Origin of the sequence: Mesorhizobium sp. M0571, assembly GCF_040320985.1 — a bacterium.
Lineage (GTDB): Bacteria > Pseudomonadota > Alphaproteobacteria > Rhizobiales > Rhizobiaceae > Mesorhizobium.
The window spans coordinates 1-16,038 of sequence record NZ_JAMYQT010000029.1 but is presented as its reverse complement, the minus strand read 5'-3'; the positions used below and the strand labels follow the sequence as shown (position 1 = coordinate 16,038).

At 64.5% G+C, this 16,038-nt stretch carries 15 protein-coding genes; 4 read left to right on the top strand and 11 right to left on the bottom strand.

What is annotated here, in order from left to right; genetic code table 11:
• Positions 1–4: 4 nt before the first annotated feature.
• Positions 5–754 (bottom strand): FadR/GntR family transcriptional regulator, encoded by a 750-nt coding sequence (locus tag NKI85_RS26670; RefSeq protein ID WP_352778841.1) that lies wholly within the window; start codon positions 752–754, stop codon positions 5–7.
• Positions 755–868: 114 nt separating this feature from the next.
• On the opposite strand from NKI85_RS26670, the gene NKI85_RS26665 reads away from it, so the two are divergent.
• Entirely contained in the window at positions 869–1,774 is a 906-nt protein-coding gene (locus tag NKI85_RS26665; protein WP_352778839.1) for an NAD(P)-dependent oxidoreductase, read from the top strand.
• Between the two features lie 39 nt (positions 1,775–1,813).
• Here the strand turns inward: NKI85_RS26665 and NKI85_RS26660 are convergent, their stop codons facing one another.
• Entirely contained in the window at positions 1,814–2,599 is a 786-nt protein-coding gene (locus tag NKI85_RS26660) for a FadR/GntR family transcriptional regulator (RefSeq protein ID WP_352778837.1), read from the bottom strand.
• Positions 2,600–2,602: 3 nt separating this feature from the next.
• On the bottom strand, positions 2,603–4,045 hold the full coding sequence (locus NKI85_RS26655) for an FAD-binding oxidoreductase (RefSeq protein ID WP_352778834.1): 1,443 nt from the start codon (positions 4,043–4,045) through the stop codon (positions 2,603–2,605).
• Positions 4,046–4,205: 160 nt separating this feature from the next.
• Here NKI85_RS26655 and gloA point away from each other — a divergent pair, with 160 nt between their 5' ends.
• Positions 4,206–4,622, top strand: a complete 417-nt coding sequence (gene gloA, locus NKI85_RS26650) for a lactoylglutathione lyase (RefSeq protein ID WP_352778833.1) — start codon at positions 4,206–4,208, stop codon at positions 4,620–4,622.
• An 86-nt stretch (positions 4,623–4,708) separates the two neighbouring features.
• On the opposite strand, the gene NKI85_RS26645 is transcribed toward gloA, so the two are convergent.
• From NKI85_RS26645 to NKI85_RS26630, 4 genes are all read right to left on the bottom strand, one after another.
• A complete protein-coding gene (locus NKI85_RS26645) occupies positions 4,709–5,677 on the bottom strand; it encodes an ABC transporter permease (protein ID WP_352778831.1) in 969 nt (322 codons plus the stop codon).
• A gap of 8 nt (positions 5,678–5,685) precedes the next feature.
• A complete protein-coding gene (locus tag NKI85_RS26640; RefSeq protein ID WP_352778878.1) occupies positions 5,686–7,188 on the bottom strand; it encodes a sugar ABC transporter ATP-binding protein in 1,503 nt (500 codons plus the stop codon).
• A gap of 5 nt (positions 7,189–7,193) precedes the next feature.
• Complete coding sequence (locus NKI85_RS26635) at positions 7,194–8,234, bottom strand: ABC transporter permease (RefSeq protein WP_352778829.1); 1,041 nt, start codon at positions 8,232–8,234, stop codon at positions 7,194–7,196.
• Between the two features lie 106 nt (positions 8,235–8,340).
• Entirely contained in the window at positions 8,341–9,423 is a 1,083-nt protein-coding gene (locus NKI85_RS26630) for a sugar ABC transporter substrate-binding protein (protein WP_352778827.1), read from the bottom strand.
• Between the two features lie 205 nt (positions 9,424–9,628).
• On the opposite strand from NKI85_RS26630, the gene NKI85_RS26625 reads away from it, so the two are divergent.
• Positions 9,629–11,221 carry a GMC family oxidoreductase gene (locus NKI85_RS26625; RefSeq protein WP_352527259.1) on the top strand — a complete coding sequence of 531 codons (1,593 nt, stop codon included), beginning with the start codon at positions 9,629–9,631 and terminating at the stop codon, positions 11,219–11,221.
• A 5-nt stretch (positions 11,222–11,226) separates the two neighbouring features.
• Here NKI85_RS26625 and NKI85_RS26620 read toward each other — a convergent pair whose 3' ends face one another.
• Complete coding sequence (locus NKI85_RS26620; protein WP_352778825.1) at positions 11,227–12,096, bottom strand: NAD-dependent epimerase/dehydratase family protein; 870 nt, start codon at positions 12,094–12,096, stop codon at positions 11,227–11,229.
• Positions 12,097–12,211: 115 nt separating this feature from the next.
• Here NKI85_RS26620 and NKI85_RS26615 point away from each other — a divergent pair, with 115 nt between their 5' ends.
• On the top strand, positions 12,212–12,937 hold the full coding sequence (locus tag NKI85_RS26615; protein WP_352778823.1) for a FadR/GntR family transcriptional regulator: 726 nt from the start codon (positions 12,212–12,214) through the stop codon (positions 12,935–12,937).
• Positions 12,938–12,973: 36 nt separating this feature from the next.
• Here NKI85_RS26615 and kdgD read toward each other — a convergent pair whose 3' ends face one another.
• The 3 genes from kdgD to NKI85_RS26600 all read right to left on the bottom strand — a co-directional run bounded on the left by kdgD (position 12,974) and on the right by NKI85_RS26600 (position 15,873).
• Entirely contained in the window at positions 12,974–13,906 is a 933-nt protein-coding gene (gene kdgD / locus NKI85_RS26610) for a 5-dehydro-4-deoxyglucarate dehydratase (protein ID WP_352778821.1), read from the bottom strand.
• A gap of 69 nt (positions 13,907–13,975) precedes the next feature.
• Positions 13,976–14,803 carry an ATP-binding cassette domain-containing protein gene (locus NKI85_RS26605; protein WP_352778818.1) on the bottom strand — a complete coding sequence of 276 codons (828 nt, stop codon included), beginning with the start codon at positions 14,801–14,803 and terminating at the stop codon, positions 13,976–13,978.
• Complete coding sequence (locus NKI85_RS26600) at positions 14,800–15,873, bottom strand: ABC transporter permease (protein ID WP_352527264.1); 1,074 nt, start codon at positions 15,871–15,873, stop codon at positions 14,800–14,802. Before NKI85_RS26600 ends, NKI85_RS26605 begins: the two co-directional genes overlap by 4 nt.
• Between the last annotated feature and the right edge of the window lie 165 nt (positions 15,874–16,038).

The window sequence follows — 16,038 nt, the reverse complement described above, 5'->3', positions numbered from 1 at the left end:
GGGATCAGTCGCCGCGCCCGGCCTTGTCGCGCAAGGTCTCGAAGCGGGCATAGCTTTTGGTCAGATGGCTGCGCATGGCGCGCCGCGCCGCATTGACGTCCCCGGCTTCGATGGCGGCGAGAATGGCGCGATGCTCGCGCTGCATGCGGGCCAGGTATTTTTCCCGTTCGGGAACTGTCATGCGATCGAGCCTGGTCCATTGGCGCGGGATCATGGCGCTGCCGAACGTGTCGAACAGCCGGGTGAAATTGGCGTTGCGCGTCGCGGCGAGAATGGCGCGGTGGAAGCCGAAATCCTCTTCCGAACCCGACTCGCCGGCGCGCACCGCGGCTTCGAGCGCGTCGAGCCGCGAGCTCATCTGTTCGAGTGCCGCGTCGCTGCGCCGTTTGGCGGCGAGGCCGGTCGCCTCCACCTCGATGCCCATGCGCAGTTCCAGCACACGCAGCACCTCGTCGATCGATTCGAGGTCGTCCGGCAGGATGGAAAAGGTCCGGGGCAGGGGATCCTTGGCGACGAAAGCACCCAGACCCTGGCGGGTGGTGATCAACCCGCGGGCGCGCAGCGCAGCCAATGCCTCGCGCACGACGGTGCGGCTGACACCGGTCGCAGCGACGATCTCCTGCTCGGTCGGCAGCCGCTGACCCGGCGCAAGATCGCCGGATTCGATCTGCGCGATCAGCGTATTGACGAGCCCGCTTCTCAGATTGGGCGCTTGCGGTATGGCGTCGAAAAGCATGGTCTCGTGATCCGCCATCGGGGGATGCAGCCTCCGGTCCGATTCTCCGGCAAAGGATTGCATCGACACGGGTTCGCCGCAAGGTGAGGCATTGCAACTGCTGCCGGGCAGGAGGCGCGATTGGAGAAAAGCATGAAAGAACGCATAGGCTTCATCGGACTGGGCAGCATGGGTGCCGGCATGGCCGCCAATCTCCTGGCCAAAGGCTGGCCGCTGACGGTCTGGGCGCATCGCAGCCGTGCTGCGGTGGAACGGCTGGTGGCGGCAGGCGCCACGGAGGCGGAGGACCTGCACAAGCTTGCCGCCGCGAGCGACGTCGTCATCCTTTGCGTCACCGGTTCGCGCGAGGTGGAGGCACTGGTGAAGGGGCCGGGCGGGCTGGCTTCTGCCGGCAAGCCGCTGCTGATCATCGACTGCTCGACCTCCAACCCATCATCGACGACGGCACTGGCGGCCGAACTCGCCACTCAGGGCCTGACGCTGATCGATGCGCCGCTGGCGCGTACGCCCAAGGAAGCCGCCGAAGGCGAGCTCGACGTCATGGTCGGCGGCCCGACCGAGACCGTCGCGCGGGCGCGGCCCGTGCTCGAAGCCTTCGCGGCGCGTGTCGTGCACACCGGACCGACTGGCAGCGGCCACACCATGAAGCTGCTCAACAATTTCATCTCGATGGGGTACTCGGCGATCTACTCGGAGGCGCTGACGCTTGGCGCGAAGGCAGGGCTGACGCCGCAGGTGTTCAACAGCGTCATCTCGGGCAGCCGCATGGACTGCGGCTTTTACCAGGCCTTCTTCGACTTCGTGCTGAACCGCAACGAGAACGCGCAGCGTTTTGCCATCGCCAATGCGCTCAAGGACATGACCTATCTTGCTTCCTTTGCGCAAGCGGCCGGCGTCGCCAATCCGATCGGGGCCGCGGTGCGCAATGGCTTCGCCACCGCCGTTACCACCGGCCATGGCGAAAAGTTCGTGCCGGCATTGTCGGATATCATCGCCGGCCTGAACGGCGTCTCGCTGGTTGAACCGCCAACGACGTGACGGGGCCGGGCCGACAAGGCGCAGGGCAGGTCGATACCGCTATCCGGCGGCTTGCTTGCGGATAGCCTTCCTCAACCTTGAGTGCCGCACCGGAGATGCTGCCTCTGCAACAGCGTCACTGTCGTGCAGTCCGACACGCAGAGCCGCGCCCGCCAGATGGTCGCGCATGGCCGTCTGCGCCGCCTCGACATCGCCGGCGCGGATGGCGGCGAAGATGCGTTCGTGCTCGCCGAGCGTGATGCGGGCCATGTCGTCGGATTTCTGCTGGTTGCCGGCGGCGAGAATGCTTTCGCGCACGCGCTCGGAAACGAAGACCAGGAACTGGCCCATGTAGGAATTGCGCGTCGCCTCGGCGACGGCGCGGTGGAATTCGAGATCGCTGCGCAGCCAGGCGACGCTGCCATAGGGTGCTGCACGCATGCCGGCAAGAGCATCGCCCATCGCGGTGAGATCGGCCTCGCTGCGCCGCCTTGCGGCAAGGGCAGCCGCCTGCACCTCGAGGATGCCGCGCAGTTCGAACAGATTGCGGAATGAGTCGGCCCGCTGCAGCGCCTCATAGTCGATGGTCAGCACCGTCGGGTTGTTGCTCTCCACCACGAAGGCGCCGCGTCCCTGCTGCGACCAGATGCGGCCTTCCGAGCGCAGCCGTGCGATCGCCTCGCGCACCACGTTGCGGCTGACCCCGAATGTGGTCGCGAGGGCCTGTTCGGTCGGCAGCTGATCGCCGGGCTTGAGGCGCCCTTGCGCGATCTCGCGCGAGATGGAACTCGCGACCAGAGTCGAGAGATGCGGACCGCGATTGACCTTGTCGAGCTTCAGCGTCATCGCTCACCTATAGTCGAGGGCGGATTTGGACGCCAGAATGCGGCCGTTGCTCAGGATGTGGCGCGGATCGAAGGCTTCCTTGATGCCCGCCGCCAGATCGAGGGCCACCGGGTCGATGCGCTCGAGGAACGCCTTCTGCTTGACCCGGCCGATGCCATGCTCGGCGCTGATCGAGCCGCCATGGCGGTCGACGACGGCAAAGATATGCCCTTCGGCCTCTTCGAACAGCTGTTCGATGGCCTCGGGTTCCATGCCTTCCGGCGGCACGACGTTGAGATGGATGTTGCCGTCGCCGACATGGCCGTAGGTGACGGCTAGCGCGTCCGGGCGTGCCCGCTCCAATTCGAAAAGCGTCTCAGCGACGAAATCGGCAAGTCTCGAGATCGGCACCGAAACGTCGGTGCGCAGATAGCGGCCGCCACGGCCCTGGCGCTCGACCATGATCTCTCGGTAGCGCCACAGCCGCTCGCCCTGCGCCCGCGTCGATGCCACGACCCCGTCCTCGACGATATCCGCGACGCCGCCGAGAAAACCCAGAAGCATGGCGGACAGGTCGATCAACCCACCAGAGGAAATCTCGATCAGCACATAGGCCGGGTAGGCCCTGGTCAGCGGTTCCGGAAAATCCGCGCGCTCGCGCATGGTGATCTCGATGCCGCCGCGCAGGATCAATTCAAAGGCGGTGAGCAGGTCGCTGCAGTCGCGCCGCGCCCGCGCATAGAGCGCCATGGCGTCCTCGACAGAGCGCAGCCCGACCAACGCCGTCTCGATCTGCGTCGGCTTGGGAAAGAGTTTCAGCGCCGCCGCGGTGACGATGCCGAGCGTGCCCTCTGAGCCGATGAAGACCTGCTTCAAATCATAGCCGCGATTGTCCTTGCGCAGCACCTTCAGCCCGTTCCAGATCCGCCCATCGGCCAGCACCACTTCCAGGCCAAGCACCAGATCGCGCGTCATGCCGTAGCGCAGCACGTTGAAACCGCCGGCATTGGTGGCGACGTTGCCGCCGATGCGGCAGCTTCCCTGCGCCCCGAAGGTGATCGGCAGCAGACAGTCATGCGCCTCGGCGGCGCGCTTGGCGTCCTCGAGGATGCAGCCGGCCTCGACCACCATGGCGAAATCGATCGGATTGACGGAACGGATTGTGTTCAGGCGCTCGAGCGAGATCACCACTTCGCCGCTGTCCGCGGCCACCGCCGCGCCGACCAGACCTGTCAGGCCGCCCTGCGGCACCACCGGAATGCGCTCCTCGTGGCAGCGCCGCATCAGCGCCGACATCTCCTCGACCGAAGCCGGACGCGCTACCGCCAGCGGACGACCGAAATGGTCGCCCGACCAGTCGCGGCTGTAGCGTGCCAGATCAGCCTCGGCCGTCAGCAGTCCACCACTCGGCAGCACGCCGGCGAGGGCTGCAATCAGCGATGCGGGGGTGGACGGCACGACATTCATGACCTGGCTCTGGACCCTCTGCGGAAACGACTGGACAACCACCGTTCTTGTCGTGTTATCATACAACCCTGATTTAGAACATCAAGCGGCGCGTTTCCCAACCAGCCGTTTGATGTGGATGGTCAGACCAGCAAATCACCGAATTCGGAGGACTTTCCCCATGAGCGACGCCCAAGGCCGCTTCCGCTACATGCACACCATGATCAGGGTGCTCGACCTCGACAGGTCGATTGCCTTTTACACCGAGGTTCTCGGCATGACATTGCTGCGCCGGGACGAGTATCCCGGCGGCAAGTTCACCAATGCCTTTGTCGGCTATGGTCCGGAGGACAAAGAGGCCGTCGTCGAGCTGACGCTGAACTGGGGCCGCGAGGAGCCCTACGAGATCGGCACCGGCTTCGGCCATCTGGCGCTCGGCGTCAACGACATCTACGCCGTCTGCGCCGAGCTCGAAAAGCGTGGCGCCAAGATTCCGCGCAAGCCCGGGCCGATGCAGCATGGCACCACCCACATCGCCTTCGTCGAAGACCCGGACGGCTACAAGATCGAGCTGATCGGCCTCGACACGATGCAGTAGTCTGATTGGGCGGGACCGCATGGAGTTTGTGCGTTTGCGGTCCCGCCCTGTCCGCGCTTGCTTGGGAGGCGGTGCGGGGAGCTCTGTCACTTGATGACCGCGATCTTGCTGCGGTCGATGGTGATGGCGACGGCGGCGATGAGCACCGCGCCGAACACCATGTTTTCCAGGAAAATGTTGACGCCGACGAAGGTCATGCCGATGCGCACGATCGAGATGATCAGCGCGCCGACCGCCGTGCGAGCAACGCCACCAAGGCCGCCGGTGATGGCGGTGCCGCCGACGATGACGGCGGCAATGGCCGGCAGCAGCAACTGGTTGGCCAGAACCGGCGAGCCGCTCGACAGCCGCGCCGCGAGCACGACGCCGGCGATGGCGGCCCGCATGCCGGAGGCGGCGAAGGCGATGCTCTTGGTGCGGTCGACATTGATGCCCGCGGCCCAGGCGGCGGGTTCGCCGGCGCCGACGGCGATGGCCTGGCGGCCGAAGCGTGTGTAGCGCAGGGCCAGAAAACCAGCGATGCCGATCACCGCCGAAATCAGCACCACCACCGGCAGGCCGGCGACCGTGGCGTTGATCCAGGCGGTGTTTTCACGGCCGCCCTCCTCGATGGTGATGGCGCGGCCGTCGGAAACCCAGAGCGCGATGCCGGTTACTACACCGCCTGTGGCCAGCGTCGCCACGAAAGACGGGACGCGCAGCTTGACGTGGACGATGCCGCTCAACATCCCGAAGGCGAGACCGGACAGGATTGCCACCGGAAAGGCAGCAAGCCCGAGCGACGGCAGCAACTGGGCCAGGATCACACTCGCCAGCGAGGCGACGGCCTGGATCGAAAGGTCGATGCCGCCGAGCAAGATGGCGAAGGTGACGCCGGTCGCCAGGATGAACAGCACCGCTGTGTTGGCGAACAGCAGAGCCACGGTTTCGCCGGTGAGAAAGCCGGGTGATGCGATCTCGATGATCAGCAGCAGCGCCACAAGCAGCACCAGCGGAACGGCGCCGTGCGTCCATTTGCTGTCGAGGAATTTTTGCAGTGAAAAGATCTCATTCATCGGCCGCCTCACACCATCGCCCGCAACAGCTCGACCTGGTCCGGCTTGTTGCCGGGACTGGCGTCGAAACGCGCGGTGATCTCGCCGTCGCGCATCACCAGCACCTGGTGCGACAGGCCGATCGTTTCCTCCAGCGTGTCGGAGATCAGCAGGATCGCCACGCCCTGTCCGGAAAGGTCGCGGATCAGCTCGTAGACCTCCTCCTTGGCGCCGACATCGAGGCCACGGGTCGGATGGTCGAGTACCAGGATGCGCGAGCCCGCCGTCATCCAGCGTGCCAGCACCACCTTCTGCTGATTGCCGCCGCTGAGCTTGCGGCAGGCCGCATCGGGGCCGGGCGCCTTGATGCGCAGCCGCTTGATCCAGTCGGCGGCGAGCCGACGCTCTTTACCATAGTCGATGGCGCCATGGCGCATGACGCTCGACAGGTCGCCCAGCGAGATGTTTTCGGCGATCGACAGGAACATCACCAGTCCTTCGAGCCGTCGTTCGCGCGGCACATAGCCGATGCCCTTACGCACGGCAGGCTCAGGCGAGCCGAAATGCACCGCGTTGCCGGCGATTTTCATTTCGCCTGCGCTGTGCTGAAGGAGCCCGCCGACCGTGCGGGTGACTTCCTCGCGGCCGGAACCGACGACACCGGCGATGCCGACGATCTCGCCGGCCCTGATCCTGAGGTCCACGCCATGGTAGGCGCCGGCGACGCCGAGCCCCCTGGTTTCGACCATCGTCTCTTTGCGCGGCGCCTGCTGGCGGGCCTCGCGATAGTATTCGGCCTGCAGCCCCCGTCCGACCATGATCTCGTGCAGCTCCGGCGCGGTGACATCGGCCGTGCGGTGTTCGGCGACCACCGCGCCATCCTTCATCGTGTAGACGCGGTCGGAGATCGCCAGCACCTCGTCGAGGCGGTGCGAGACGAAGACGAAGCTGGCGCGGGATTTGAGCGAACGGACGCGCGCGAACAGCACCTCAATATCGGCGGCATTGAGCACCGAAGTCGGCTCGTCGAGCAGGATCAGCAGCGGCCGCTCGACCATTTCCTCCAGCGTCAGCGCCTTGGCCAGTTCGACCATCTGGCGGGCGGCGAAAGTGAGTTCGGAGGTGCGTGCGGTGACATCGATGTCGATGCCGATCTTGCCGAGTTGGCGGCGCGCAGCGTTGTTCAAGGCGCGCCAGTTGACGATGCCGAAGCGCGTAAAACGGTCTTCCTGACCGAGATAGATGTTTTCGGCGACCGTCAAATTGAGCACCAGCGACTGTTCCTGGAACACCATGCCGATGCCATGCCGTGCCGCGTCGCGCGGATTGCGCATGCGAAGCTGCTCGCCGTCGAGGGTCAGGCTGCCGCCGTCCGGCCGGTAGCTGCCGGCCAGCACCCGCATCAGCGTCGACTTGCCGGCGCCGTTCTCGCCGATCAGCCCGACCACCTCGTTCGGCCTGACCTCGATGCTGACATCGCGCAAGGCATGCACGCCGGGAAATGTCTTGGTGATGCCGGCAGCGCACAGCATGGCGCTCACTTCACTATTCTGAGGCGAACGCGGTCGAGCGACAGCGCCACCGCGGCGATAATCATCAGGCCCTGCACCGTCTGCTGGATATAGGGCGAGATGCCGAGCAGGATCATGCCGTTGGCAAGCACGGTGACGATGAGCACGCCGATCAGCGTGTTGACGACGCCGCCTTCGCCACCGGTCAGCGCCGTGCCGCCGACGACGACCGCGGTGACCGCGGCAAACAACCTGCCGTCGCCGATGACGGCATGCGACTGGCCGAGCTGGGCCGCGGCAAGGACGCCAGCGATGCCGAAGAAGAAACCGGCCAGTGCGAAAGCGGTGATGCGCACACGCACCACATTGACGCCGGAGAGCTTGGCGACATCCTCGTCGCCGCCGATGGCCAGGATGTGGCGCCCGAGCCTGGTGTGATACTGGATCACCGTGGCGAGCAGGAACGCCCCGGTGGCGACCCACACCGCCAGCGGCAGGCCAAGGAAGCGGGTCAATGCCAGGTCGCGGATCGTGGCGTCGTTGAGCCGGATCGCCGAGCCGCCGAGCATATAGACCGACAGGCCAAGGCCGATGAACCACATGCCCAGCGTGGCCATGAAGGAAGGGATGCGCAGCATGGTCTGGACGAGGCCGCTGACAAAACCCATGGCGGTACCGGCGATCACCGCGGCCAGCACCCCCCACCAGCCATAGTCGTTGCCATTGCTGTCATTGGCGGCGAGCAGCACCACCACCATCGCTGCCACCGACAGCGTGCCCTCGACGGAAAGGTCGATGCTGCCCATCAGGATGATGAAGGTCAGGCCCATCGCCAGCGTCAGCGGCACGGCGGCGGAGTTGGCGAGGCGCACCAGATTGCGCAATTCGATGAAATTGGGATTGGCAATGGCGATCAGCACGCACAGCACGATCAGCACCGCGAGCGGCGCCAGGCTGCGCCAGCGCCTGCCGCCGAACAGGCCGGCGATGCGGGCGGGGATCAGTGTCATAAGCGTCGTCCGCTCGATGTCCGAAACGGACTTCAGGGGTTCTGTATTGATTGTCAAGAAACCGCTTCCCGTCTGCGTCATGACAGTCGCCGATGCGGATGCAATGCACGACGCCTGCAAAGGGGAGCGGGCCGCCAGGGAGTTAGCAGGCCCGCTCGGGTGGTCAGGTACGGATGGCCCCGGTCACCCGACCCCACAGATCGTTCCAGTCGATCTCAGGCTTCGCGTCGACATTGGTCTTGTAATACTCCTCGACATTGTCGTGCGAAATCAGCACCGCCTTGCCGTAGAATTCGCGGTGCTCCGGCGGTTCTTTGGTCGGATCGAACTTGCCGATCTTGGCATTGTAGCCGATGGCCAGTCCCATGCCGCCCTGCCAGAACGGATCCGAGGTGACGGTGCAGGCGAACTCGCCGGTGCGCACCGCATCGACCGCCGTCTTGATGCCGTCGACACCGACGATCGGCACCTTGCCGGCAAGGTTCTCGGCGCGCAGCGCTTCGAGTGCACCGGAGCCCATGTCGTCATTGGCGGCCCAGATGCCCTTGATGTCGTCGCCGAAGCGGGTGAGCAGATTGCCCATCAGGTCGAAGGCCTCGGTCGATTTCCAATTGGCGACCTGGAAGTCGAGCAGCTTGATGTCGGGATTGGCGGCGAGCGCCGCGTCGAGGCCCTTCTTGCGCTCGATCGCCGCCGTGGTCGAGATCAGCCCGCCAAGCGCGACGATGCCGCCCTTGCCGCCGATCGTCTTGAACAGGATCTCGGCGATGGTCTTGCCGCTTGAGATGCCGTCGAACTCGATGTGGGAGACGTAGTTCGGGTTGAAGTCCTTCGGGTGCAGGTCCGGCGGCTTGTTCCACTGCGTCACGACATAGGCGCCGGCCTTGGCGCAGGCCTCGACGATCGGGCGCGCATCCGGCGTGTCGTTGGGGTCGGAATTGAGCACCATGTTGCCGCCGGTCTTGGCGAGCATGGCCTTGATGTCGGCGATGCCCTTCTCGCTGTTGCCTTCCGAAACCAGCGTGACATGCTCGAGCCCGGCCCATTTGGCATAGGCCTCGGCGCCGGTTTTCCACACCGCATGGTATGGGTTAGATAGCGAGCGGATTGATGTCACCAGCGTCGGCTTTTCCTGTGCGCGCAGGACCCTTGGCATGGCAAGTGCGGCCACTCCGGCCGTCGCGCCCAGCATCAGTGTCCGGCGACTGACTGTGCCGGAAAGTGTCAAACTCTTCCTGTCCTTCATTATCAAACCTCCCGATTGAAATCTGTTTCCCGCCCGGCTGCATGCGCGGGGACGCCTCCGAAAAGAGGAATTGTCAAGCTCCTCCACTTGTACGACAACCCTTCAACACGGCAACCATACCCGTTCTCTTGACGCGACACAAGAGACTTGAGATCGTCGGGGCATCAGGGCCGGGCATCAGGGCCGGGCAGCAACGGGAGGAAAAATGCCGGATTACGTCATAGTCGGTGGCGGCTCGGCCGGCTGCGTTCTTGCCGCAAGGCTGAGCGAGGATCCAGACCTATCGGTCGTCCTGCTGGAGGCCGGCCCGCCGGACACCGATCGCTACATCCACCTCCCGGTCGGCTTCTTCAAGATGACGTCCGGTCCGTTGATCTGGGGCTATCAAACCGCACCAGGCAAGATGATCGATGGGCGCACCATGGTCTATCCGCAGGCCCGGGTTCTCGGTGGCGGCTCCTCGATCAACGCCCAGGTGTTCACCCGCGGCTGCCCGCAAGACTACGACGGGTGGGCGGTCGAAGAGGGTTGCGTGGGCTGGAGCTATGCCGATGTACTGCCGTATTTCCGGCACTCCGAAGGCAACGACACTTTCGCCGGCCCGCATCACGGCACCGAAGGGCCGCTCGGCGTTTCCAGTGGCACGCCGCACCCGCTGACACGGGTCTTCGTCAGGGCGGCGCAGCAGGCCGGTCTTCCGTTCCGCGCCGACTTCAACGCCGGTCAGCAGGAAGGGGCGGGGTTTTACCAGACGACGACGCGCAACGGTCGCCGCAGCAGCACTGCCGTCGCATACCTCAAGCCCGCGATGAGCCGCAAGAACCTGAAGCTGCGCACTGACGCAATGGTCAGCCGCATCGTTGTCGAAAATGGGCACGCCATCGGCGTTGAGATCATTGTCAATGGCCGTGCGGAACTGCTGCGTGCCGAGCGCGAGGTGATCATCACCGCCGGCGCCATCGGCTCGCCCAAACTTCTGATGCTGTCCGGTATCGGCCCCGCTGCCCATCTTGGCGCGCATGGCATCAAGGTGATCCACGAATTGGAGGGCGTCGGCCAGAACCTGCATGACCACATGGATGTCGACGTCGTCGCCGAACTCAACGGGCCGCACGGTATCGATCGCTACAAGAAGAAGCGCTGGCAGGCCGTCGCCGGCCTCGAATATGCGCTGTTCGGCAAGGGGCCGGTGGCTTCGAACATTGTCGAAGCCGGCGCCTTCTGGTGGGGCGACCGCACCGAGAAAACCCCCGACATCCAGTTTCATTTCCTGCCCGGCGCCGGCGTCGAGGAAGGCATCGGCTCGGTCCCAGGCGGCAATGGTTGCACGCTGAATTCCTATCATGTGCGGCCTCGTTCGCGCGGCAGCGTCACGCTGCGATCGGCTGATCTGCGCGAGCCGCCGGTCATCGATCCGAACCCCTTCGCCGAGCGCTACGACCTCGACCGCGCCATCGACGGCATCGAGATCAGCCGCGAGATCCTGTCGCAACCGGCCTTCGCCAAATACATCAGCCGCGAGCATCTTCCGGGTGCAGCAACGAAGGGGCGCGCAGGACTGGAAGCCTTCGCGCGCGAGCACGGTCGCAGCGCCTACCACCCGGTCGGCACCTGCCGGATGGGCGGCGGTATGGACAGCGTCGTCGACCCCGAACTTCGCGTGCACGGCTTGCAGGGTCTGCGCGTTTGCGACAGTTCGGTAATGCCAAGCATCGTGTCGTCGAACACCAATGCCGCCGTCATCATGATCGCCGAGAAGGCTGCCGACCTGATCGCCGGGCGGAAGCTGCCGGCGTAAGTCGATCACTCCTCGGGGAACATGGAGCGCGGCGGAAAGTCGGAGCGGCTGTAGTCGACAACGATGAACTTGCCGCCCTGGTAACGCTCCACCACCGGGTTGTCCGTCACCTTGCCACGGACGCGCTCGGCCTGACTGTCGGAACTGTCGAGCGGCGCCCAGCCGAGCTTCTTGCGGGCATCGTTTCGCCAGAAGCCGCGGCTGTTGTCGGACTGACCCCAGATGACGGAGCAATCGACATGCTCTGCCGCGGCACAACGCTCGATCAGGCGCACGAAATCGTCGTGCGATATCCAGGTCGACAGGATCCGTTCGTCCGGCACCTCAGGCAGCACCGAGCCGATGCGGATCAGCACGCTTTCCACCGCGTGCTTGTCGAAGTAGAGCCGCGCCAGCATCTCGCCATAGGCCTTCGACAGACCGTAATAGCCGTCCGGACGCAGCAGGCAATCCTGGTCGAGGATCTCCGTCCGCTCGTAGAGGCCAACCGCATGCACGGAGGAAGGAAATGCGACCCGCGCTTTCTCTTTGCGCGCGGCTTCGTAAATGTGAAAGCTACCGCGCAGATTGGGACCGAGCACCGTCTCGAAGGATTGTTCGGTGGAGACGCCACCGAAATGCAGGATCAAGCCGCATCCCTTGGCGAGTTCATTCACCGCGCCTTGGTTCTCAAGATCGACGACATCGAATGTCGCGCCTTGCGGAAGCGCGATCGGCAAGGGCACGACATCGGTCAGGCGCAGCGTCCAGCCGAGAGCGGCGAGCCTGCTTGCCAGCAGGCGCCCGATCGTACCTGATGCTCCGGTCAACAGCACCGGTCTGTCGGAAAGAGCCAATCCTTGTCCTTTCGCGCTCAAGAGATCATCGTGAGCCATGCTCCGTTCCAGCCGGGCCATGGCAATCGCCGGCAATCAGCGTCGTGAATTTCATCATATCACCCTATAAATAAGCGGTTGCGAAGAACGGCGGTTCGTTTATTGCTTGGTGGTGATGAAACGTTCCTTTGGCCTTCCCCCTCAGATCAGCCGCACGGCGCAAGTCGCGGATTGGTTTGCCCGCGAGATACACGCCGGCCATCTGATCAGCGGCGAGAAACTGCCGACCGAGCAGGAACTGATTTCGCAGTTCGGGGTCAGCCGCACGGTCATACGCGAAGCGATGGCCTCGCTGCGCTCTGAAGGGCTGGTGGTCAGCCGTCAGGGGTCTGGTGTGTTCGTCGCCGACCAACAGGCCAACACCACGTTCCGCATTGTGTCCGACGAGCTTCACTCGCTGACGGAAGTCCAGAACGTGCTGCAGCTGCGGCTCGCCGTGGAACTGGAAGCGGCGGGCATCGCCGCCGAGAAGCGCAGCGACGACGACCTTGCCCGCATGCGCGATTGCCTTGACGCCATCGATCAATCGATCGCGGCGGGCGACAGCGCGATCGAGCCGGACTTTGCCTTTCACCGGGCGATCGCATCGGCGACCGGCAATCCCTATTTCGAGCGGTTCATGCATTTTCTCGGACCCGTCGTCATCCCGCGGCAGTCGATCCGTCCGCGATCGGAAACGCCGGAGCAGCGGCGGCTTTATCTCGAGCAAGTGCAGATGGAGCACCGGCGCATCTACCAGGCCATCGAGCGGCAAAACGTCGAGGCCGCCCGCTTTACCTTGCGCGAACATCTCGAGGCCGGCCGGGAGCGTTATCGCCGCATGGTCGACGCCAGATCGTAGCACGGCCTCAAACCCGATCGCCGATCGATCCCAATGTCACACCAGCTCTCCGACCGGCAGTCGGCAGGACTGCATGAGCGCCGAAAGCTGCCGCTCCTCATCCGCGGTCAGGTCGAGAAGCGGCGACCTGACCGGGCCACAGTCGATCCCGGCAATGCGCGCGCCCGCCTTGACGATCGAGACGGCATAGCCGGCGCGACGGTTGCGGATGGCGAGGTAGGGCAGGAAGAAGCTGCGGATGAGATCGCCGACTTCAGACATGCGCCCAGCACGCAAGGCATCGAAGAAGCGCAGCGCCATCTCGGGCGCGAAATTGTAGATCGCCGACGAATAGGTGGTCATGCCGATGGCGGCGGCGGCACTGGCATGGACCTCGGCCGTCGGCATGCCGCCGATGAAGATCAGGCGGTCGGCCATGCGGTAGCGCAATGCGGTCAAAAGCTCGATGTCGCCGACGCCGTCCTTGAGTCCGATCAGGTTCGGGCACTCGTCGGCGAGCTGGTCGAGGGTCTCAGGCGTCAGGATCGCATTGTCCCTGTTGTAGGCGATCACGCCGATGCCGACCGAACGGCAGATCGCCTTCAGGTGGCGGCGCAGGCCATCCTGCTCGGACTTGACCAGATAGGGTGGCAGCACCAGCAGCCCATCGGCACCATTGGCCTCGGCTGCCCTGGCAAACTCGACCGCCATATGGGTGCCGTAGCCGACACCGGCGAGCAGCGGCAGATGGTCGGGAACTTCGTCCGATGCCGCCCCCACGACGCGCTTGTAGTCATCGAGCGTCAGCGAGAAAAATTCGCCGGTGCCGCCGGCCGCGAACAGTCCGGCCGCACCTGCCGCACCTTGTTTTGCGACATGGGCGCGATAGCCCGCTTCGTTGAAGGCGCCGGCATCGTCAAAAAAGGTGAGGGGAAAGGACAGCAACCCGCGGCCGAGGGATCTGGTCAGTTCAGTAGGTGAGAATGTCAAAACGAATACTCCGTGTATGGGGCCGGCAAATTGGGTTGGAGGGTCGGGCCGGCAAGGTTTTTGCGGCCGTCATACGATGCCTGGCCGGATTTCGGCTGCCGCGGCGTCGATCGCCTTGCTGCCCAGTCCCGACTTGACGATGCGGATCAGTTCTTCCTCGCTCGTCTCGGATGTCGAGGCGTCCAGCGCGACCTCGCCCGAATGCAGGAAGTTGATGCGGTCGCAGACTTCAAAAATCTGGTTGTAGTTGTGAACGATCAGGATGACCGAGACCTGGCGCTGCTGGCGCAGGTTCTGGATCAGCCCCAGAACATGCGCAATCTCGCGCACGCCGAGTGCTGCAAGCGGTTCGTCCAGGACCAGGATCTTCGGCGACGAATAGATCGAGCGGGCAACGGCGATGCATTGGCGCTGTCCGCCCGACAGAAGGTCGACGGTGCTGTTGACGCTGGGGATCGAGATGCCGAGCGTGTCGAGGTAGAGCTGCGCCTGTTCGCGCATCTTCTTGTTGTCGAGCAGGTTCAGCCCAAGGATGCGCTTGTGGTATTCGCGGCCCAGGAACATGTTGTGGAAGACGCTGAGATCGCCGACCAGCGCCAGGTCCTGGTAGACGGTTTCGATGCCTTGGGCGCGCGCGTCGCGCGGCGACGCGAAACGCACTTCCTTGCCTTGCGAGGTAATCGTTCCGGTATCCGGCTGATGGAAGCCGGACAGGATCTTGATCAGCGTCGACTTGCCGGCGCCATTGTCGCCGACCAGCGCCAGAACCTCGCCCTGGCGCAATTTGATCGAGACGTCGACCAGCGCGGTGACGGCGCCGAAGCTTTTCGAAATGTGCGACATTTCGAGGATGACCGGCGCGTCGGGCGCCAGCGGCGGAATGGCCTGCGCGTTCATAGGCGCCTCCTCGTGCGCAGCCGGTCGACCTGGATGCTGAGCACCATGGCGGCTATGATTGCGGCACCCAGATAGATGTCGGAAACGGTGGCCTGGGCGCCGATCATCACCAGGCCGTTGTTGAGCGAGGCGACCACGAAGGCGCCGATCAAGGCGCCGATGACGGTGCCGGAGCCACCCATCAGCGACGTTCCGCCGATGACCGCCGCCGCGATGGCCTGCAAGGTGAGAAACGGGCTGCCGGCTTGCGGGTCGGCGGAGGTGAATTGGGCGGTGTTGATGATGCCGGCAAAGGCCGCGCAGCCGCCGGCGATCATGAAATTGTAGATCTTCATCCGGTCGGTGCGCACGCCGATCTCGCGGGCGCCGATGATGTTGCTGCCGGTGGCGATCGTGTGCAAACCGAAGGTGGTCCGGTTGAGCACCAGCGCCAGCACCAGCACGATCAGCACCGTCCACAGGAACGGCGTGAAGGCGGTCACGCCGTGCAACGACAACAGACCATCCGAAGGCTGGTAGAGGCTCTGGCCGAAGATCGCGTTGAACGGCTGTTCGACCGGCGCCACGATCGGCTGGCTGTTGTAGATCGAAACGACGATGCCTTGCAGGAAGAACAGCATGCCAACCGTGGTGATCAGCGACGGCACCTTGAAGCGTACGGTGATGATGCCGTTGATGGCGCCAACCAGCACGCCGATCAAAACGCCAATGAGCGCACCGACGGCAAGCGGCACGCCCCATGTGACCGACAACAGCGCCATGACATAGGGCGCGATCGAAAAGATGGCGCTCAGCGACAGGTCGATCTCGCCGGTGATCATCAGCATCACTTCGGCGGCGGCGATCAGGCCGAGGCGGCCGGTGTCGCGCAGCACCACGCTCATGAATTGCGGCGACAGGAATCCGCCGTCGCTGCCGACCTGGAAATAGATCACCAGAATGATGGCGACGACGGCGATGCTGGCTTCGCGATAGCGCGACAGCAGGATGAGCAGTCTCTCCGTCAGCGTATGCGGGATCCTGACGCCAACTGCGTTCTTCCTTGCCGGGCTGAGTTCAATTGACGGCACTCTTGTCTTCCTGATTTCGAATTCTGGGCGAAAGGCGGGTCAAACAGGCGAGCCCCCAGCCCGGGCCCGCAGAGCGCGGGCACCAGCAGACGACTAGCCCCCCAGCCCCCACAAAGGCAGAGGGAGGAGCGGGTGGAGGGGAGGGTGGGGACGGCCGGAGGGGGT